18 protein-coding genes and 1 pseudogene are annotated in these 18391 nt (G+C 45.7%); 6 read left to right on the forward strand and 13 right to left on the reverse strand.

Annotated features, from left to right (window positions below; genetic code table 11):
- The first annotated feature begins 349 nt into the window (after positions 1 to 349).
- Positions 350 to 1156: a pentapeptide repeat-containing protein gene (locus tag AAFP11_RS22265; protein ID WP_341739018.1), complete on the forward strand. Its 807-nt coding sequence runs from the start codon at positions 350 to 352 to the stop codon at positions 1154 to 1156.
- Between the two features lie 9 nt (positions 1157 to 1165).
- Here the strand turns inward: AAFP11_RS22265 and AAFP11_RS22270 are convergent.
- The 3 genes and pseudogenes from AAFP11_RS22270 to AAFP11_RS22280 all read right to left on the reverse strand — a co-directional run.
- A pseudogene (locus tag AAFP11_RS22270) lies at positions 1166 to 2050 on the reverse strand (ATP-binding protein); the annotation flags it as partial.
- Positions 2051 to 3197: 1147 nt separating this feature from the next.
- Positions 3198 to 4880: a biotin/lipoyl-binding protein gene (locus AAFP11_RS22275; protein ID WP_341739019.1), complete on the reverse strand. Its 1683-nt coding sequence runs from the start codon at positions 4878 to 4880 to the stop codon at positions 3198 to 3200.
- Between the two features lie 163 nt (positions 4881 to 5043).
- The gene (locus AAFP11_RS22280) at positions 5044 to 5514 is read right to left on the reverse strand and encodes a MarR family transcriptional regulator (protein WP_341739020.1); all 471 of its coding nucleotides are present in this window, start codon (positions 5512 to 5514) and stop codon (positions 5044 to 5046) included.
- 255 nt (positions 5515 to 5769) lie between these two features.
- Here AAFP11_RS22280 and AAFP11_RS22285 point away from each other — a divergent pair, with 255 nt between their 5' ends.
- Positions 5770 to 6348 (forward strand): HAD family hydrolase, encoded by a 579-nt coding sequence (locus AAFP11_RS22285; RefSeq protein WP_341739021.1) that lies wholly within the window; start codon positions 5770 to 5772, stop codon positions 6346 to 6348.
- A 736-nt stretch (positions 6349 to 7084) separates the two neighbouring features.
- Here AAFP11_RS22285 and AAFP11_RS22290 read toward each other — a convergent pair.
- The 3 genes from AAFP11_RS22290 to AAFP11_RS22300 all read right to left on the reverse strand — a co-directional run bounded on the left by AAFP11_RS22290 (position 7085) and on the right by AAFP11_RS22300 (position 10221).
- Positions 7085 to 7870 carry a PspA/IM30 family protein gene (locus tag AAFP11_RS22290; protein ID WP_341739022.1) on the reverse strand — a complete coding sequence of 262 codons (786 nt, stop codon included), beginning with the start codon at positions 7868 to 7870 and terminating at the stop codon, positions 7085 to 7087.
- Between the two features lie 290 nt (positions 7871 to 8160).
- A complete protein-coding gene (locus AAFP11_RS22295; RefSeq protein WP_341739023.1) occupies positions 8161 to 8865 on the reverse strand; it encodes a PspA/IM30 family protein in 705 nt (234 codons plus the stop codon).
- 126 nt (positions 8866 to 8991) lie between these two features.
- A complete protein-coding gene (locus AAFP11_RS22300) occupies positions 8992 to 10221 on the reverse strand; it encodes a hypothetical protein (RefSeq protein WP_341739024.1) in 1230 nt (409 codons plus the stop codon).
- A gap of 531 nt (positions 10222 to 10752) precedes the next feature.
- Between AAFP11_RS22300 and AAFP11_RS22305 the strand changes: the two genes are divergently transcribed.
- On the forward strand, positions 10753 to 11043 hold the full coding sequence (locus AAFP11_RS22305; protein ID WP_341739025.1) for a hypothetical protein: 291 nt from the start codon (positions 10753 to 10755) through the stop codon (positions 11041 to 11043).
- Positions 11044 to 11165: 122 nt separating this feature from the next.
- Here the strand turns inward: AAFP11_RS22305 and menB are convergent, their stop codons facing one another.
- Together menB and AAFP11_RS22315 are read right to left on the reverse strand one after the other, a co-directional pair.
- On the reverse strand, positions 11166 to 11999 hold the full coding sequence (gene menB, locus AAFP11_RS22310) for a 1,4-dihydroxy-2-naphthoyl-CoA synthase (protein ID WP_340523338.1): 834 nt from the start codon (positions 11997 to 11999) through the stop codon (positions 11166 to 11168).
- Between the two features lie 163 nt (positions 12000 to 12162).
- Positions 12163 to 12759, reverse strand: coding sequence for a TerB family tellurite resistance protein (locus tag AAFP11_RS22315; protein WP_341739026.1), 597 nt, complete (start codon positions 12757 to 12759; stop codon positions 12163 to 12165).
- A 237-nt stretch (positions 12760 to 12996) separates the two neighbouring features.
- Here AAFP11_RS22315 and AAFP11_RS22320 point away from each other — a divergent pair, with 237 nt between their 5' ends.
- The 3 genes from AAFP11_RS22320 to AAFP11_RS22330 all read left to right on the forward strand — a co-directional run bounded on the left by AAFP11_RS22320 (position 12997) and on the right by AAFP11_RS22330 (position 14834).
- On the forward strand, positions 12997 to 13497 hold the full coding sequence (locus AAFP11_RS22320; RefSeq protein WP_341739027.1) for a nucleoside deaminase: 501 nt from the start codon (positions 12997 to 12999) through the stop codon (positions 13495 to 13497).
- A gap of 224 nt (positions 13498 to 13721) precedes the next feature.
- Positions 13722 to 14396 carry a lysophospholipid acyltransferase family protein gene (locus tag AAFP11_RS22325; protein WP_341739028.1) on the forward strand — a complete coding sequence of 225 codons (675 nt, stop codon included), beginning with the start codon at positions 13722 to 13724 and terminating at the stop codon, positions 14394 to 14396.
- 57 nt (positions 14397 to 14453) lie between these two features.
- Complete coding sequence (locus AAFP11_RS22330) at positions 14454 to 14834, forward strand: hypothetical protein (RefSeq protein WP_341739029.1); 381 nt, start codon at positions 14454 to 14456, stop codon at positions 14832 to 14834.
- Positions 14835 to 15346: 512 nt separating this feature from the next.
- On the opposite strand, the gene AAFP11_RS22335 is transcribed toward AAFP11_RS22330, so the two are convergent.
- The 5 genes from AAFP11_RS22335 to AAFP11_RS22355 form a co-directional block, all read right to left on the reverse strand.
- Positions 15347 to 16111 carry an ABC transporter ATP-binding protein gene (locus AAFP11_RS22335; protein WP_341739030.1) on the reverse strand — a complete coding sequence of 255 codons (765 nt, stop codon included), beginning with the start codon at positions 16109 to 16111 and terminating at the stop codon, positions 15347 to 15349.
- 354 nt (positions 16112 to 16465) lie between these two features.
- Positions 16466 to 17188: a Uma2 family endonuclease gene (locus AAFP11_RS22340; RefSeq protein ID WP_341739031.1), complete on the reverse strand. Its 723-nt coding sequence runs from the start codon at positions 17186 to 17188 to the stop codon at positions 16466 to 16468.
- A 62-nt stretch (positions 17189 to 17250) separates the two neighbouring features.
- Entirely contained in the window at positions 17251 to 17691 is a 441-nt protein-coding gene (locus AAFP11_RS22345) for an HNH endonuclease signature motif containing protein (RefSeq protein ID WP_341739032.1), read from the reverse strand.
- Positions 17692 to 17698: 7 nt separating this feature from the next.
- Entirely contained in the window at positions 17699 to 17953 is a 255-nt protein-coding gene (locus AAFP11_RS22350) for a hypothetical protein (RefSeq protein ID WP_340519417.1), read from the reverse strand.
- Between the two features lie 27 nt (positions 17954 to 17980).
- On the reverse strand, positions 17981 to 18391 hold a 411-nt coding region (locus AAFP11_RS22355), incomplete at its 5' end, for a HEAT repeat domain-containing protein (protein WP_341739033.1).

Genomic DNA, 18391 nt, shown 5'->3' on the forward strand with positions numbered 1-18391 from the left:
AAAATTGGTATTATATTAATTTAATGGGTCGTTGCACATATCTCGATCCCCCTAAATCCCCCTTAAGAAGGGGGACTTTGAGAAGAGTCTTGTCCCCCCCTTAAGAAGGGGGGCTAGGGGGGATCGGATTCTATGCAGCCTCATAAAAAATTGGTATTATATTAATTTAATGGGTCGTTGCACATATCTCGATCCCCCTAAATCCCCCTTAAGAAGGGGGACTTTGAGAAGAGTCTTGTCCCCCCCTTAAGAAGGGGGGCTAGGGGGGATCGGGTTCTATGCAGCATCATAAAAAAATGGTATTATTGTCAAAAGTTCACGAGATATATACTTTAAGGAAACTTAAGCCATGACCGTTGATGAAGCAATCGCGATCGCAGAAACAGTCCTTGATGGCGAAGGCTTAAACGACGTGCAAGAGCTCATCTTCAGACAATGCTGGGAAGGCAGACATTCCTATGAAGAAATTTCTCAACTCTCTCAATATAATGATGAATACATCAAAGCGCTGGCGGCTAAACTCTGGAAACAACTCTCAGAGGCTTTTGATGAAAAAGTAAAAAAAAATAATTTACGCTCTGTTTTTAAGCGATACTTGCAACGACATCAAGTGACATTACATCGAACTCAAGTTATTGGAGTTAATCTCAGCGGTGCTAACTTAACCGGAGCCAGAATATCATTCGCAAACTTAAGTGAATCAGATTCATCAACAGATTTACAGGGTGCAATTATATCTGATTATAATACAGTATCAGATGGAATTATTAAGCCTGAAAACGCGCATAACCAGGGAATTTTGTCAAGCACAAAAGAACGGATTTATCACTGGAATGATTTGCGCTTTCACTGCGAAGAACAAGTAAAAATAGCCGAAGCGCTCGATCGCACAAACACCCTCTTTTTCCCCAACTCGAAAGCCCGCATCACCACACCCGCAGGCCGACAAAACCAAGAACCAGATTTCCTGATATTCCACCAAGGCAAATGGGGTATTCTGGAAATATGGCATCCAGATACAGAAAAAGATGAAACGCGCGATCGCCTGTTTGCATCTCACGGTATCACCATCATCCACTATTGCGACGCAGAAAGATGCTGCGAAGATGCCGATCGCATTGTTCGAGAGTTTTTAGATATCTTAAGTCACGGATAGTAACATTAGTTATTGAGACGCGATCTCAATCGGAATAGCGATCGCAAACTCTGCTCCCTCTCCAGGCCTAGATTTTACTTCGATAGTTCCAGCGTGTTTATCAACCACAATTTGATGAACAATCGCCAATCCCAGCCCCGTTCCTTTACCCACACCCTTGGTTGTAAACAGATGGTCAAATACTTTCTGCTTCACTTCCTCTGTCATACCAATACCATTATCTTTAATCCCAATTACAGCAAATTTGCGATCGCTCGATAACTCAGTTTTAATCGCAATTCGGTTCGGATGCGCTTCCATATCTTCAAGGCTCCGTTGCAGTTCTTGATTTGATTCTTCTAGGGCATCAATGGCATTAGCCAGCAAATTCATGAACACTTGGTTGAGTTGTCCTGCATAACATTCCACTTTCGGAAGTTCACCGTATTCTCTGATAATCTCGATCGCAGGTCTGGTAGGATTTGATTTTAGTCGATGCTGGAGAATCAAGATGGTACTATCAATGCCCTCATGAATGTTGAACATTGTGGGGCGATCGCAATCTGCTCTCGAAAAAATGCGTAAACTCCTACTGATATCTTTAATTCGTACCACCCCATCTTTCATCGATTGAAAAAGCTTAGGCAAGTCTTGCCGTATATAGTCTAGGTCGATCGCTTGAATTTTTGCCTCTATCTCGGAACCAGGTTGCGGAAATTTTTCTTGATATAAATTAATCAGGCCAAACAAATCCCTTACGTAGTCTCGCGCCGGAGCTATATTCCCAGCAATAAAGCCAACCGGATTATTGATTTCATGAGCAACCCCAGCCATCATTTGCCCTAAAGCTGACATTTTCTCACTTTGGATTAGCTTAATCTGCGACTCTTTCAGTGCCGTGAGTGTTTGTTCCAATGCGTCGTTTGTGGTTTGAAGCGTCTGTGTGCGCTCCATCACTTTCGATTCTAGAAGTTGACTCTCTTGTTCCAACCGGGCTTCCCGCTGGCGCACATTCTTGATTTCCTGAAATCTTTGCTGCGATCGCAAAATCTCCGATCGCAGTATCCAAATTGTCGCAACTAAAAAGGTCATAATCAATATCGAGCCAAAGTTAGCCCAGTATTGTAGATTTGCCCTATTTTTTGCCGCTTCTACGGTCTTTTTCGTCACGATCGCATACAATTTTTCATAGCTGGGATCTACCTGCTTCTCATCCACCTCCAATGCTTCTTCAATCCGATCAGTTTTTAGCAGGGTCAAGAGTTTATTAACGGCCTTAGAATAGGTTTGGTAGGCTGAGTCCACTTCTTGCAAATCTCGAAACGAAGAAGCAGTATGTTTGAGGGTATCAAAACTGAGCTTTGCTTGCTGTCGTTGCTTCCCTAGGGTTTCCTCTAGCTCTGAGGTCACTTTTTTGTTAGCAATTGCTCTCCACTCCAGGGCGTCTAAGCGATTGGCCAGTCCTTGCAAATGTCGGAGTTCCGTTTCATAGCTAGCGGATCGATCGGACAAATAATTTAATTTGGCAATGCCAAAATTTGCTGCAATCACCGCAGTGACAGCAACTGCCAAAAGTGACCAGCCTTGAAAATCTTTGTGATGCTGCATTGTTCGATCGACTCCAGGCGCTTTACCAGACCAAATGTTCTGGACAAATTTGTCGATGTTGACCGCTCGAAGGCTACTCAACCGTACCTACAAGTCTAGCAAGGCATCAGAGGGATTACGATAGTATGGCATTGGGACAGAGAAAAAGATGTAGCGTTTACAGACAAATTTGCCTCCTAGGATAAGACGTAAAGTTTTGTAACAATGCCCGCTTTTCAATGTCCCTTCTGCCTACAGAAGTTGCCAACACTCAGTCAGCTAGGGCAGAGTAGTATTTACAAACGTGAAAGTTAAACAAATTCAGCTCACTTACGGCTATTTTTGCGAACATCGTCCCGACTTACAACAGTTTATTAAGTTGACACTAATGGGCAATGCCGTTTCCCTGCCCATATAATAGTGCAGGGAAACGGCATTGCCGTCTCCTCCATTTTCTACTATCAGGAGTACAACCTTATTTCAGCTCAACGTTTACCGTAGCAGACATCCCTGGTGTAATCCGTGATTCATAGCCTTTAATACTTTCAGCATCAAATACCACTTTCACAGGAATCCGCTGCACAACTTTAGTGAAATTACCCGTAGCATTATCGGGAGGTAATAGAGAAAATTGAGCGCCAGAAGCAGGGGAAAAACTATCAACTCGACCCTCAAATTTACGACTGCCAAAAGCATCTAATTTGATTTCTACTTTTTGACCTCGTTTCATGCTTGCCAGTTGCGTTTCCTTGAAGTTAGCAACTACCCACAAATCATTACTGACGATCGCCATTAAAGGCGTTCCCGGCTGCACCCGTTGCCCCACTTCCACCGACTTGCGGCCGATTTGTCCGGCGGCTGGTGCGCTGATATTCACATAGGAAAGTTGCAGTTGAGCGTCTTTCACCGCAGCTTCCGATTGGGCGATCGCCGCCTTAGCTGCATCATACTGCGATCGACTAACTTTAGTTTGTTCTCCCGTCGCTTCAGCCTGTTGCAATCCACCCTTGGATGTCGCAAGTTTGGCTTGGGCGCTAGTGATACCTTCTTGGGCTACCGCGACTTTGGCTTGAGCACTGGCGATACCAACTTGGGCCCGCGCTACTTGGGCTTGAGCTTGTTTTACGCCTTCTTGGGCTTGGGCTACTGCCGCGATTGCTGCGGTGACGCCTTCCTTGGCTTGGGCTAAACGCGCTCTGGCTTGGGCAACTCCTTGTTGAGCTGCGGTAGTTTGGCCGACAGCTACATCGTAGGCTGCTGTGGCGGAATCTAGCTGCTGGCGGGCGATCGCACCTTCAGACTGCAAATCTTGATATCGTTTATAATCAGCTTGCGTTTTCACCAGATTAGCCTGGGCTTGGGCTAGCTGTGCTTGAGCTTGGGAAATTCCGGCTTCAGCTTCGGTGACTTTCGCCCTTGCTTGGGGAATACCCGCTTCGGCTTGGGCGACTTTAGCCATAGCTGCGGGAATTCCCGCCTGGGCTTCAGCGAAGGAGGCTTCTGCTGCCGGCACGCCTTGCTGTGCTTCTCTCAGGGCTGCTTGGGCGGTGGAAATGGCCGCGTTTGCACCGCTGATATCTCCCTGGGCTTGGGCGGTTTTGCCTTGGCTGGTTTGCGAGGCTAGGGAAATATTGGCTTGGGCTGCTTCTGCTTGACGGCGAGCGTTTTCTAAGGCTGCTTGAGCTTGTTGGACTTTAACTTGGTAGTCGCGGGGATCTAGTTTGATTAGCAGTTGTCCAGGTTTTACTTGTTGGTTGTCTTGTACCAAGACTTCGCCGACAGTACCGTTGATCCGGCTGCTGATTTGGTGGATGTGTCCGGCAACTGTGGCGTTTTCGGTTTCTTGGTGGATGGAGGCGTATTGCCAGTAGTTGTAGCCGAAGCTGCCCGCGGCGATCGCACCTACCCCCAATAGTGCGAATATCAGTGGTTTCTTGGACTTTTTCTTGGGTGTTGTAGGGGCTGGTAGGGGTGCTTGGAGTTCTGTTTCTGCGCCTGTTTTGACATCGCTGGGGGCGCTGATTTGTGTCTCTGGCGCGGGGATGATTGGTAGGCTTTTGGCTATGGTGTCGTCCATGGGCTGCTCTAAGAGCCCCACTGCTTTGCCTTTGCCGTTGCCGTTGAATTCTGCTGGGTTGGTTTCCTTGGTGGTTTTCATGGTAGTTGGCTCCTGAAATTTTAATAAGATGCCGTTTGGTTAGAGTGCGTAGTATTTATTTGTTAAGACTACTGTTTTTAAGAGTGCGTAGTATTTTTCGGTTATGTTTAATTTAGTAGAGGTAGATGGTGCTGCGCGACCTCCGGGAGAATGATTTGTCAGTTTAGGAAAGATTGGCGATCGCGATATCGATCAGCTCTGAGAAGCGTTCTCGATCGGCCTGGGAAATTCCAGTCATAGACTGCTCTCGAACCTCAGCTACCACTGGTGGCAGCACTTCTTGCATTTCCCTACCTGCATCCGTTAGCCAAATTCGCCAAATCCGGCGATCGCGGGTGTCTCTCTCCCGACGGACTAAATCTCTTTCTTCCATGCGATCGATTACACCTGTGAGGGTACCGCCTACCTGTTGCAGTTTGTCCCCAATGCTGGAAGTTGCTAAACCATCTTCTTGCCACAAGCAACATAGTACCAGCCAGTGAAAAGGTGTCAATCCAAAGGGTTCCAGTGCCTCTTGCAGCCTGCGAGTACCTAACTGTCCCAGCAGTTTGAGCCGATAGCCGATGCTGTGGGGGGCGAGAACTTCGTGCCACTGAGCTAGATGGGTGCGATCGACTGTGTATGTAGTAACCATTGGCTTATTGGTTAGTGTCCGTACTATTAGAGTACGATATTTCTTAGAATTTGTCAAGTGGTATGGTGATCTTTGATTATAGTCCTGGACACAAAAAACCCCGTTGTATCGGAATGATTTAACCGCGAAGGCGCTCATGACGCGAAGGAAGAGAAGAGGGAGAGATTAATACAGGACGATGAAGAGAGGATTTGATATGACTCCCCATGGGTCCAGGACTGATTTAAAAAAAATAGCAATCCTTAGTAAATAACCATGAAACGAGCAGTATTTCTAGACAGAGATGGTGTGTTAAATATCGAAGCAGGCTACATCCACAAAGTAGAAGATTTGCATTTAATTCCCGGAGTAGCCCAAGCTGTACGCAAATTAAATGACAAACAAATATTTTGCTGTCTAGTTTCTAATCAATCGGGCCCCGCCAGGGGATATTATCCGGTTAGCCACGTAGAAGCTTTGCACGAACGGCTCTGTCAGCTATTAGACCAAGCAGCCGGAGCCAAATTAGATGCTCTTTATTATTGCCCTTATTTGAGTGAAGCAGAAGGGGGAACTCACCCAGAATTTACGCGGTATACAACTTGGCGCAAACCTAATACAGGTATGCTGGTAGCCGCTGCTTGGGAACAGGATTTAGATTTGCGAAATAGTTTTATGGTGGGGGATAAAGCTACAGATGTAGATATGGCTCATAATGCTGGTTGTACTGGTATTTTGGTGCAGACTGGTTACGGTGAAAGTGTGTTGAATGGGGAATATCAGCATCATACTAAACCGGATTTTGTTGCCGAAAATTTAGCGGTGGCGGTGGAATGGATTTTGCCTAAATTGTGATTTCTTTTATGCTATATAGCGGTTCTCAAAAAAGTGAGGTATGCCCACGGAACCCTATGCCCTATGCCCCATGCCCCATGCCCCATGCCCTATGCCCAGTCGTACCTCATCTTTCTGAGAAAGGCTATATTTATGAGACATTGCAGGCTGAACTCCTTTTTTTAGCTGTGGTTTCATATCAAATCCGTTGACATCGGAATTATTATTTCTCTCTTCTCTTCCTTCGCGTGCTTTGCGCCTTCGCGGTTAAATCATTACGATACAACCGGAATTGATATCAACCGCCGAGGCTTCTAGATTTGCCTCTGTTTTTGGCACTCAACTGCTTAGCAATGAATGTATAATAATGCAAGGCAAAAAAAATATTGGCCGCACAAAATGCCAAGGTTAAAATAAAGACAAAAAAAGACATCAGTGAAAGTCCATAAATCATGGTGAATAGGGCAAAAATGCTTGAACAAAGCCCAAAACCAGAAGCAACAGAACTGAGAACTAACAACTGCACCTTAGACATAATTTTATTTTTAAATGGTTACTTAAAATTTTGTTTGGCACTTAAATAATTAGTGCTAAATGATACTTACTACTATATAGCTAAATTGTCATGTTTCGGTAAGATTTATTCCGGCTGTAGCCGATCGCCAATCAAAAAGCTCCGACCTCCACAAGCTATTTGCTTTAGAGAGACGGAGCGCTCGATCGCACCATCAGAGAAATCGGTGAGTTTGGATCGAGATTACATTTTATTGAGCTGCGATCGCAATTCTTCCAACTCAGCGTCAATCACCGGAATCGATTCAGAGCTATTATTAGCAGCAGTTTTACCCGATGCTGGTAATTGAGGTTGAGATACAGAACTTCCAGCAAGTTGGGCTTTCATTTGCGCCAACTCGTCATCGACACCCCCGCCACTTTCGAGCAAGCGGAACTGTTCTTCCAAATTGCTACCACCGGCGGCTAGTTCTGCTGACGCCCCCGCGCGAGCTTCAATCTGCAAAACTTTTTCTTCCATGCGATCGAACGCGGCCATGGAACTGCCAGTATTGAGAGAGCCAATGGTGTTGTTGAGTTGTTCTTGAGCTTTCGCAGCGGATATTCTCGCCTTGAGCATATCCTTCTTTGTCTTAGCTTCTGAAATCTTGCTCTCCAAACCGATCAAGTTGCGTCTGAGACTTTCCACCTGAGTCGATTGCTGTTCTAGGCTAGCTTTTAGAGTAGCCGCCGTTTCAGCATGAGACTTTTTGCGTACCAGTGCTTCGCGCGCCAACGCCTCGTCACCTTTTTGCAGAGCAAGCTGAGCCCGCTGCTGCCATTGGTTCGACTGGGACTCAGCTTGATTGTACTGAGTCTGGGTGCGCTTTTGAGTGGCGATCGCCGCGGCCACGGCTTGACGCAACTGCACCAGGTCTTCCTGCATATCCGTCACAGACTGTTCTAAAATCTTTTCCGGGTCTTCAGCTTTGTTCACTATGTCGTTAAGATTGGCTCTGACGACTCGGCTAATGCGATCGAATAATCCCATAATCCTATTTTTCCTTGGTGAGGTGTACGAAGTAAACGGAAAGCAGGCTTTAGACACTAGCCTGCGGTTTTGAAATTCGGTTGGTCAGATTTTTAGTGCGATGATCTAGCCTTGGGCAATTTTTGCAAACATATTAATCTAGTTTAAAGGGATCTTCGTAATTGATGTAGCCAAGCTTTGCCAGCTCTATCTACTGAGTTTAGCTTTGATCCGGGAATTCCCCAACTCGCTTCGGGCTATCTGTAGCTACTGCCACAGCAGTCTCAACTAGGACGCTCCAGGCTTCACATTCAGGATGTGGGTGGCTCCCCCGATGGTAACTTAGGCGTATTGTTGCCCGGAAGCATTTGCGCTTTCATGGCCGCCAACTGTGCATCGACATCGCCCCCACTTTCGAGAGCCAGAAACTTCTTTTCTAAGTCGTTGGTGCCGAGTTCTGCGATCGCCTCAGAGCGAGCTTCTAGCTGCATAACTTTCTCTTCCATCCGTTCAAAGGCGCTCAAACCACTACCTGCATTGAGATTACCCATCATTTTGTCTAGTCTTTCCGAGGCGGCGGCCGATCGAGCTCTGGCAATGTACATATCTTTTTTCGATTTGGCCTCGGAAATTTTACTTTCCAGAGCCCGCATATTTTCTTTAAGTTTAGTGACCACAACATTCTGCTGTTCCAGACTAGCTTTCATCGTGATTGCGGTTTCTTGATAGAATTTCTTGCGAGTCAGGGCTTCCCGTGCTAAATTTTCCTCGTTTTTTTGCAAAGCTAACTGTGCACGTTGATACCATTCTGTGGCGGTGGACTCCGCTTGGGAATACTGCCGTTCCGTGCGTTTTTGAGCAGCAATTGCCCCAGCCACAGCTTGTCTGAGCTGCACTAAATCTTCCTGCATATCAATGGTCGCCTGTTCCAAAATCTTCTCTGGATCTTCTGCTGCTCCCACTAAACTGTTAATGTTGGCTCGAATTACTCGCCAAAGGCGATCGAATAATCCCATTTTGCCTTTCTCCAAATTTTCAATTCGAGATTTTATGAATAGGAATTAAGAACTAAAAATTAAAAATGAAAACTTTTAAATTATGCTCTCTTTTAATTTTTAAATTTTTAATTCCCGCTGACTAATTTAAGGCTGATAGTATTGCGGCTTCACCCCTTTTGCTTGCAGTTCTTTCACCAAAAGTTGTGCTGAGGCCGCATCGTTCAACGCTCCCATTTGGATCTTGACACCCTTTGAAAATTTCCGCACGTAGGCATCTGGCACTGCAATTCTGGCTTGCTCTAGGGACTTGGCATCGGTGTAATCGACAACCACGTAATAAAAACCGTCGCTAGCCCGTGCAGGGCTTCCCAGTGTGGCTGCGGGGGCTGCCGATGGCACAGCACGGGATGCAGCCGCAGGAGTTGCTGAATTCGAGGCCAATGGGGAAGGCGTTGGAGGCAGTGTTGGCAATGTTGGGACTGTTTGTGCCACATTAGTCGGACTCGGAAGCAACGCTGTACTGAGATTGTTCAGTCCTTTTTCCCTAATTGTTGGTGGGTTGCCGTCTTCTGTCGGGATGGGGACAGCCCCGCTGGAGTCGCTAACTGCTGCTGGAGTCGGCGGGATTGAGGCTTTGGGCGAGGGGGAAGCAATGGGGCTAGGGGTGGGCTTGACATTGCTCAGGGTACTTAAGTCTAGCTCGACAAATTCCTTGGAAACCAGATTGGGAGCTTTTGGCAGTTCCTTGCTTCCGGTATCAGTTACTTTACTAGCGCTACTTTGGGTCTCCGAGGGTGTGTTGCTTCCCACCAAACGGTTGAGACCTACCATTTTAGCTAGACTTGATGGGTAAAAGACTGCGTAGCCCAAGGCTGTACAGGATAGCAAAAACAGCAGCATTGAACTTAGTCCCAAGGGAGTCAACAGACTGGCTGCTAAACTTCTTTCCTCGGTTGCCTCGGCTGTTGGTGAGTCCAAACTTTCGATCAGTTTTTCGCTAGATTCGAGATATTTGTTTGGTGGTGGGGTACTGATAAATTGTTTTATAGGTTGGCTCCCGCCCGCATTAGTTGTTCTTGGGGGCTCACCAGGGCTACCCCCAAGGGATAGGGGTATCGAGAGTGATTGCTGGGTTGGCTCCGCAGCCGTTAGTGGCTGGTTTTGACCAGGCTGTTGGTTGGCTGTTTCTGTCTTGGTACCGGGACGCACGGATGGCGACACCCACTGTTCGGCTCGTCGCCTGTGTCGTCTATATATTGTTAGTTCTGTTTCCAGGTTTACATCCAAGCACCCCAGGGCTGCTTGTAAAGCAGGATTGATGGGGGTTGAAGATGATTGATGATTTGGGGATTCCACCGAAGAACGCTTACTCATTAGTAAAACTCCTGCCGCCTCTGAATTAATTTTAATGTTGTCAATTACCCGTCATCAAGGGTGATACCGCCATAGCGCGTCGCCTGAGAACCCCAGTCTTTCAAGCCGGGGATAAAACGCAGTTGCAGCCTGATAGCTGCCCGTATTCTATACTATTTGCCTTTTTGCCCTTCAATATATTTTCTGACAGACGTTACCAACACTACAGACAAAATAACTAGAAGGCCATAAAGTACGAAAACAAAAAATATGGTATCGATGGTGATTTATAAAATCTACTTTTTGTTCCCCATTTGTGCTTTATCTTGATCCCTGTTGGTTTATTAACTTTTTTACAGCTTTTTTAAATCTAAGATGAGGCACTACTAAATCTATTGTTTCTATATATAACAAAATTATAAATAAATTATAAAATTCAATTATAGTTCGGGGATCGCTAAACAGCAGACAGGATAAGGGCTGGGATGCTCTAAGACCTCCTAGCTCAACAAAGGAGAATTAGAGATGAAAATGAGAAACCCAAGAACTTTTATGAAAACTCCCTTAACTTCAGCTTGCCGTCACTGCCGCCACTATCTGCCAGAAGGAAGACGGGGTGGTCTTTGTCAGCAGCTCAGCGTTTCGGTTCAAGGTCAGTGGAAAGCTTGTTCTTTGGCGGTTTCACCATTTGGGTCTGCTTGGGAAAATATCGAAGAACTTTCACTATGGCATGAGCCGATGGTGGCTTTTCCCTCGCCAGCCCTCCCTGCTGCCGATCGCCACACTTGTCAGTTAACAGAGACAACCTTCACCGAAAAATCAGTTCCCACCGTTTCAGTTTAGTTGGCCCGCAGCAGCACAACTAAACTGCTAACAACGGCATCGAACTCCTTTAATTCCAGCTACGGATCGTCAATCAGAAATATCTTTGACATCAGCCCATAAAAAACTTGTTTTCACTGGAATTAAGGTAGCCAAGGATACTGACTAAAATCCGGTTCTCGCTTTTCTAAAAACGCTTGTTTGCCTTCGGCTCCTTCTTCGCTCATATAATATAGTAAAGTCGCATTTCCTGCTAGTTCTTGCAGCCCTGCTTGACCGTCACAGTCGGCATTAAATGCTGATTTCAGACAGCGAATGGCGATCGGACTTTTGTCTAAAATTTCCGAAGCCCACTGAATCCCTTCTGCTTCGAGTTGTTCTACGGGGACAACACAGTTGACTAAACCCATTTCTAAGGCCTGCTGTGCGCTGTACTGGCGACACAAAAACCAAATTTCTCGCGCTTTTTTTTGTCCCACAATTCTGGCGAGATAGCTAGCCCCGAAGCCTCCGTCGAAACTGCCCACTTTTGGGCCAGTTTGTCCGAAAATTGCATTCTCCGCAGCGATGGTTAAATCGCAAATTAAGTGCAGAACGTGACCACCGCCGATCGCGTAACCTGCTACTAGGGCAATTACCACCTTGGGCATCGATCGAATCAATTTTTGCAATTCCAGCACGTTTAAGCGGGGAATGCCACCTTCATCTACATACCCGGCTTTACCCCGCACGCTTTGATCCCCACCCGCACAAAATGCGTATTTTCCGTCCGTGTGTGGCCCTGCACCAGTCAACAGAACCACCCCGATAGTCGTGTCTTCCCGCGCGTCTATAAAGGCATCGCACAGTTCAGAGACGGTTTTGGGACGAAAAGCATTGCGCTTGTGGGGTCGATTGATGGTAATTTTGGCGATCCCTTTAGTTTTTTGATAGATAATATCGGAGTAGGTTTTGACGCTTTGCCATTCAATTTCCATAGGTAAGTAGGACGCTTTTAATTACTGCTACATAAGATTGACATAAAGCGGACAAGAATGACATCTCGGACACTTAAAACTTACTTCCTCAAACCTTTAATTATATTCCATTTGCTTTCTCCGGTAACTGCCAACGCTGACATTTTAGTCCCTATGCCGGTAATTATTGGTGCTCTAAAAGAGAAAGCAAGTGCTTTGCTGAAGCCGCAAACACTGGTTCCCGTGACTGGAATTCGATCGGAGACAGTAGTTCTTTGACTTCCGCAAAAGCTTCGGGGTCTACAGTTCCTTCTTTGGTAAATAAAGCATCTATGGTGGCAATATGTCTGGGGTCGATGCCCAGTCGCTGTCCCGTGGCCGTTAGGTACATTTGCTCCCGGAGGTCGATGCGTCCGTCTGCTGCTGACATTTCGTAGCCGAAGCAGATGAGTAAAAGCTTTTCGGAATCGGAAAACAATGCTGTCAGGGTTAGCAGTTCTGTGGGATTGAAATATACTTGCTGTTTTGAGATGCCCGTGACAATCCGCTGAATCAGTTCTACTCGATCGCGATCGCTGCTAGCAAACACTTTTAGAGTTTTTTGCAACCTTTCTTCTTCTTCCAGGGCGATGGTCTTGTCAATAATCATCACTCCCCGCAGAATCGAAATTAGAGCGGCCAGGAACACGATGAGCCCAGTGACATCTGCTTCACGGAGCTTTTGTCGGCTGATGCGGGACAACAAATCAATGACTTCAGCGCTAATGACAGTGGTTTCCATAATTTTCAATTATTCCCGATCGAGTTTTGCTGTAACTTTGCTTTGTTTATTTTAAGTGTTTCTAGTTACGTAACTATCCCCTAAATTTCCCCACCAAGCTTAGTTAATTCCCTAGGATACTTGTGCCTGACCCAATATTCCATAACTGGGGTTGTCTGAGACATTTTCAGTCTTTAAGTGTTTGGATTTATCTAGGTATAATATTACTCTCACATTCAAATCCTATTGTGCAATACTGTGAATTCCCAAACACAACCTTTATTGATTGGCGATCGTAATTATTCCATTCACAGGCGGTGGATGAGTAGAGCTGTGGAACTCGCCCTTGCCGCAGGCGATGCCGGTGAAGTCCCCGTAGGTGCTGTGATCGTTGATGGTAGTGGTAAGTTGATTGCACAAGCGCAAAATCGGCGAGAGCGAGACTGCGATCCCACAGCTCATGCAGAAATTTTGGCTCTGCGGGCGGCTGGGCAAGTTTTGCAAGATTGGCATCTCCATCAATGCACTCTTTATGTCACGCTGGAGCCTTGCCCCATGTGCGCTGGTGCTATTGTACAGGCTCGGCTCGGTTTGTTGGTCTATGGAGCCGATGACCCAAAAACTGGTACGATTCGGACTGCGGGGAATATTCCCGATAGCGCCTATTCTTGCCATCGCCTAGAAGTGCTCGGCGGGATTATGGAGTCTGTTTGTCGTCAGCAGTTGCTGTCTTGGTTTGAATCCCGCAGGAAAATTTAAACTGTAAAAATTTTACTTGTGTAATTAACTGAAATAATAGATCCTTAAGTGTCCGATCGCCCAATCAGCAAAATGCCAATAGCCAAAGTGTCCCGCTCAAAAGACGCAAGATGTACTAAACAACTTATGTTTAGACTTGAAAACTCCATAAAACAGCTTAATTGGTATGAGCCATAAAGCCACCATCGCCCTTAATTCCAGTACCTCATCAAAAAGTGAAACCAATGCCTGCCAAGGTAGCATCTAATACATCTCGCGTTTCTCCTTGGTTAACTTCCTTGCTGTATCCGTTAGGTCACTATGTTGTCCTGCCGTCTTATTTTGGCAAGATACACATCGCAGGACAGGAAAACTTGCCCAAGGACGGGCCTGTAATTTTAGCACCGACGCACCGTTCCCGCTGGGATGCTCTGATGATGCCCTATTCCACAGGACAAAAAGTGACTGGACGAGATTTGCGCTTTATGGTAACAGCCGATGAAGTGAAAGGACTGCAAGGGTGGTTCATCAGGCATTTGGGAGGTTTTGCTGTGGATATCCGGCATCCCGCCATTAGCAGTCTGCGTTATGGGGTAGAATTGCTCATTGCCAAGGAAATGTTGGTCATTTTTCCCGAAGGCGGGATTTTTCAGGATGGTGAAGTTCACCCGATTAAGCCTGGATTGGCTCGTTTGGCAATTCAAGCGGAGTCGAGCACACCCGGTTTGGGGGTAAAAATTGTACCCATGAGTATTCGCTACCGCCCCCGCGTTCCTCGATGGGGTTCTGAGGTGAAAATTGCCATCGGTTCTCCAATTTCGGTGATGGATTATGCTCAATCGGCTAGCACCAAAAAAGAGGCGCGATTGTTGACGGCTGATTTGGAAATGGCTCTCAAAAATCTGGATAAAAGTAGTTAGTGGTTACTTATTATTTGTTATTTGTCAATTTTCATCATGTTGGGTAGGTCAGAATCAATGGGTTTTGGTTTGAACTTTAAGCCTGGTCAAATTGTCAGTTTAGAGTGTGGAGATGCGTGTCTGCATTCGGAAGTAATTCAGGTGGTTGAGGCGCGTCAAGTTTGTTGGGTGCGCCCTTTAATGTTAGTTGTATTCTTGTCAAAACAGGATTTGGGCGATCGCCTTTCCCCAGAATACAGTTTGTTGGATTTGCGGGATGGTTCGGATTTGCTTTGGCCTTTGAATTTGTTTCGGGCTGCTTTAGATACGGAAGTGATTTCGCTATTGAGTCAGTTGCACTCTCTGGATTCTGAAAAAAACGATGGGGTGATTGCTTCTCGGCAACTTAGGGATTTTGTCGATCGAGTTTGGACAGCTTTTCCCACCGCTTTTCATTAGTTATTTGTTATTTGTAACAGATAACTAATAATAACTAACCGAACGCACGCAACTACAGCGGTTCCTGCTGTCATACCATTGTCATAAAGTCCTACTACAGATGTAGTTCAAAGCCCCCCCTTAGTAAGGGGGGGTTGGGGGGGGGTAGATATGTAGCACTACTTTATGAAATTGGTATTATGAGGTACAAAAGCGGAGTCCATCGCATTTTTGTAGGGGAGAAGCATTCGCGCCCATATCCTATAGATATATCACAGATTTTCAACGCGAATGCTTCGCCCCTCTAGGCGTGTTTCCCAAATCGGGATGCTTCGAGGAGCAATTAATATCAATTCCTATTTTCATCGGAATTATTCATTTCTCTCCGAGTTCTCTGTGTTCTCTGTGCTCTCTGTGGTTAAATCATGACCATGCAACGGTCAACCATATAACAAACCAATTTATTAAATGTTGAGGATTCATGTTTGTGTGTCGCTCTTGCAGCGGGAACCGCTGTAACTAATCACAAAACTTTAAAATACCGCGTGTGAAAGTTCTTCAGGGTTTAGGTTATTGTGAATTACTTGACCATCGCGGAACCAGACTACTCGCCGAGTTTGGCGCGCCACTTCCGGTTCGTGAGTTACCATCACAACAGTCATTCCGGCTTCATTAAATTCTGTAAAAATATCCATTACTTCTTGAGTAGTTTTCGTATCCAATGCACCAGTCGGTTCATCTGCAAGTAATAATACAGGACGATTGACTATGGCGCGGGCGATCGCGACTCGTTGCTGCTGTCCTCCTGAGAGTTGATTTGGTTTATTTTGCAGCCGACTTTGCAAGCCTACCTTCGTTAAAGCCTCTACAGCGCGGTCCCGTCTTTCCGCTGAGGGAACACCGGCATAAACCATCGGTAACATGACATTTTCTAATGCTGTTAACTGAGACAACAGGTGAAATTGCTGGAAGACAAAACCTAATTTTAAATTCCGAATTCCGGCCAAGTCTGATTCGGGCATTTGGGCCACATCTACGCCGTCTAGGTAGTAACTGCCGCTCGTAGGTCGATCGAGACAACCGATAATATTCATAGCTGTAGATTTACCAGAACCCGATGCGCCCATAATCGCACAATATTCTCCCTGTCTCACCGTCAAGCTGACACCGTTTAAGGCGCGAACTTCTAAGTCGCCAACCCCATAAACTTTTGTGATATCTTCGAGACCGACAATCACGGGTTTTGAGAGGACTGCCTCGTTTAGTTCTTGCTGGGTCTCGATTTGTAGTTCAGGCATCTTTTTTTCTGTGCGATCGACACAACTAACTACTAACTTAACACTTCTGAGCGGTTTTCGGGGGTGGAAGGGCGATGTTTGGACGGTTGCGGGACTTACGCAGGGGTAGTCAAAAACCGGGTTTTTTGACGTAATAATTCGTTAGAGCGCGCGGAAACAATAAAAACCTGGTTTTTTTTGGTGTTGGTGAGTAAGTCCTAAATTAAACCTCTTGCAAAAGTCAAATTTACCCCCCTTAGTCCCCCCTTATTAAGGGGGGAAACAAGAACAATCTTGCTCCCGGACCTTAGTAAGGTCCGGGTTGGGGTGGGGTGCTTTGGATTTTTGCAAGAGTTCTATTAAACAATTTGTGGCTTAAATGCGATCGGGATCTATGTTCAATTCGCGCAATTTTGCGGCCAAACGTTCGGCTCTTTGAGCTTCTTGTTCGGCTCTTTGAGATTCTTGTTCAGCTCTTTGAGCTTCTTGTTCGGCTCTTTGAGATTCTTGTTCAGCACGCTGGCGGTTTAATTCACCCTGTTCCTCCAATTCCGCATAAGAAAGAAACCTTTGTCCATCTGGCCGATAAATTTCTAGCCCATCTTCGCCCAACTCAAATCTTACTCCCAATCTAGGACTAATCCAGCCCTCCATCGGCTCAATTATTTCTAAGTTTCCTTCAATTCTTTGCCAACCACTCAAATCGTTGTTTTCTGGATCGTAAAGGTAATATTCCTCGACTCCATAGCGATTGTAAAACGCAAGTTTTTTGTACATCTTGATTTGGCGATCGTTATGAGAGCGAATCTCAAATACGACTTGGGGAGCAATATTCTCTTCTTGAAATTGCATATAGGAAGGCCGATCGCCCTTTGGTCTACCAAATATTACCATTGTATCCGGTGCTTGAGAAATGTCTGGTCTACCTTGAACTGGATACCAGAGTAAATCGGCTGCTATAAAGACGTTTGGGTCATTTTTGAACAGCGATTCGCAGCCTTCTTTGATTTTGACAATTAATTTGTATTGAATTGTGCTTTCTGCCATTGGTTGACCGTCGCTGGATGGATAAATAATTTGTTCGGTCGTGACTTGCATAGTGGTTGTCTCCGAGAACTATCCGAATCTTAATTATACTAGATTGGGTGATATTTATTGATTCACTGGGTCATCCGTTGTTGCGCGGCTGGTGACGGATATGCACCAACTTCTATCAAAATTTGTCGCTCTCTAATCCGCTCATTATGATTAAATTCTAGAATTCTTGCCGTCACTTCTCCAATATCTGTTTTTGGTTGAATTGCAGCTTCATCTAAGCGAAAATGTTCTCCCCAAAAATCTCTGCGCGGGTTGAAAAAACGCACCAATTCTCCAGTCCGCCAAACAATTGAGCCTAAATCTGTTCCTTTCTGTAAGTTGCAGAAAATACAAGCATAGGCGAGGTTATCGGCTGTTGTTTCTCCACCATGTTTGACGCTGATGATATGGTCAACTTGACAGCCGGAACTCTCTGCTTCTGGAATGAGGCAGTATTCGCAAATGCGATCGGCACGGAGAGCAACTAAACGCCTAAGTTCGACGCTAATGTAAGGACGAGACATAAAAAAATTACTCTTTGACGACGTGTTTGTGAGCGACTGCTTTGATTAACCTCAACAGATGTTCTATAACTAGAAAGTTGTCTAATTCGGTTTTTTCATCGGTGGTCAAATCTTGGTTGTTGTGTGCGTAAATTAGGTCGGCGATATGCTCTTTTGCGTCTTCGGATAGTTGAAAGTTGAGAATGCTTTCGGGAGTAGCGCCAGCAGCAAAAAACTCAACTATTTCTGCATAAGCTTGGGGGATTTTAGTGGCTACAGTCATAACTTATTTCTCCTTTTTTTGTTTATATCACAGCTTGTCTAATTTTGCCAATTGTTTCTGGGCAAATTGGCGGACTTGTTCATCTGGATCGTTGACAAATCGATCGCGCAGTATGTCTAATGTTTTTGGGCGATCGGGATATTGCTTGAGCGCGATTTTAAGTGCTGTTTCTCGGGGGTTGTCTTCCCATTCATACTCACGTTCAAAAGGATCGTTGATAGCAATATCACACAATAATTCAAATGTTTCCGGGTCATTTTTCCACTCCCGTGCTAATTCTTGGACGGCTTCACTTCGCACAGCCGAATTCTCGTCAGATTGAGCCAGTTGTTTGAGCCAAGGTAAGGTTTCCGGGTCATCTTTCCACCCCCGTGCTAATTCTTGGACTGCTGCACTTCGCACAGCCGAATTCTCGTCAGATTGAGCCAGTTGTTTGAG

This window comes from Microcoleus sp. CAWBG640 (genome assembly GCF_020883015.1).
Lineage (GTDB): Bacteria > Cyanobacteriota > Cyanobacteriia > Cyanobacteriales > Microcoleaceae > Microcoleus > Microcoleus anatoxicus.

Excerpts from the sequence above, each read along its gene's own strand:
- AAFP11_RS22325 (WP_341739028.1), top strand. The coding sequence starts at position 13,722 with ATGCCTGCCAAGGTAGCATCTAATACATCTCGCGTTTCTCCTTGGTTA.
- AAFP11_RS22300 (WP_341739024.1), bottom strand. The coding sequence starts at position 10,221 with ATGAGTAAGCGTTCTTCGGTGGAATCCCCAAATCATCAATCATCTTCA.
- menB (WP_340523338.1), bottom strand. The coding sequence starts at position 11,999 with ATGGAAATTGAATGGCAAAGCGTCAAAACCTACTCCGATATTATCTAT.
- AAFP11_RS22280 (WP_341739020.1), bottom strand. The coding sequence starts at position 5,514 with ATGGTTACTACATACACAGTCGATCGCACCCATCTAGCTCAGTGGCAC.
- AAFP11_RS22275 (WP_341739019.1), bottom strand. The coding sequence starts at position 4,880 with ATGAAAACCACCAAGGAAACCAACCCAGCAGAATTCAACGGCAACGGC.
- AAFP11_RS22305 (WP_341739025.1), top strand. The coding sequence starts at position 10,753 with ATGAAAACTCCCTTAACTTCAGCTTGCCGTCACTGCCGCCACTATCTG.
- AAFP11_RS22330 (WP_341739029.1), top strand. The coding sequence starts at position 14,454 with ATGGGTTTTGGTTTGAACTTTAAGCCTGGTCAAATTGTCAGTTTAGAG.
- AAFP11_RS22265 (WP_341739018.1), top strand. The coding sequence starts at position 350 with ATGACCGTTGATGAAGCAATCGCGATCGCAGAAACAGTCCTTGATGGC.
- AAFP11_RS22285 (WP_341739021.1), top strand. The coding sequence starts at position 5,770 with ATGAAACGAGCAGTATTTCTAGACAGAGATGGTGTGTTAAATATCGAA.
- AAFP11_RS22295 (WP_341739023.1), bottom strand. The coding sequence starts at position 8,865 with ATGGGATTATTCGATCGCCTTTGGCGAGTAATTCGAGCCAACATTAAC.
- AAFP11_RS22335 (WP_341739030.1), bottom strand. The coding sequence starts at position 16,111 with ATGCCTGAACTACAAATCGAGACCCAGCAAGAACTAAACGAGGCAGTC.
- AAFP11_RS22350 (WP_340519417.1), bottom strand. The coding sequence starts at position 17,953 with ATGACTGTAGCCACTAAAATCCCCCAAGCTTATGCAGAAATAGTTGAG.
- AAFP11_RS22345 (WP_341739032.1), bottom strand. The coding sequence starts at position 17,691 with ATGTCTCGTCCTTACATTAGCGTCGAACTTAGGCGTTTAGTTGCTCTC.
- AAFP11_RS22290 (WP_341739022.1), bottom strand. The coding sequence starts at position 7,870 with ATGGGATTATTCGATCGCATTAGCCGAGTCGTCAGAGCCAATCTTAAC.
- AAFP11_RS22315 (WP_341739026.1), bottom strand. The coding sequence starts at position 12,759 with ATGGAAACCACTGTCATTAGCGCTGAAGTCATTGATTTGTTGTCCCGC.
- AAFP11_RS22340 (WP_341739031.1), bottom strand. The coding sequence starts at position 17,188 with ATGCAAGTCACGACCGAACAAATTATTTATCCATCCAGCGACGGTCAA.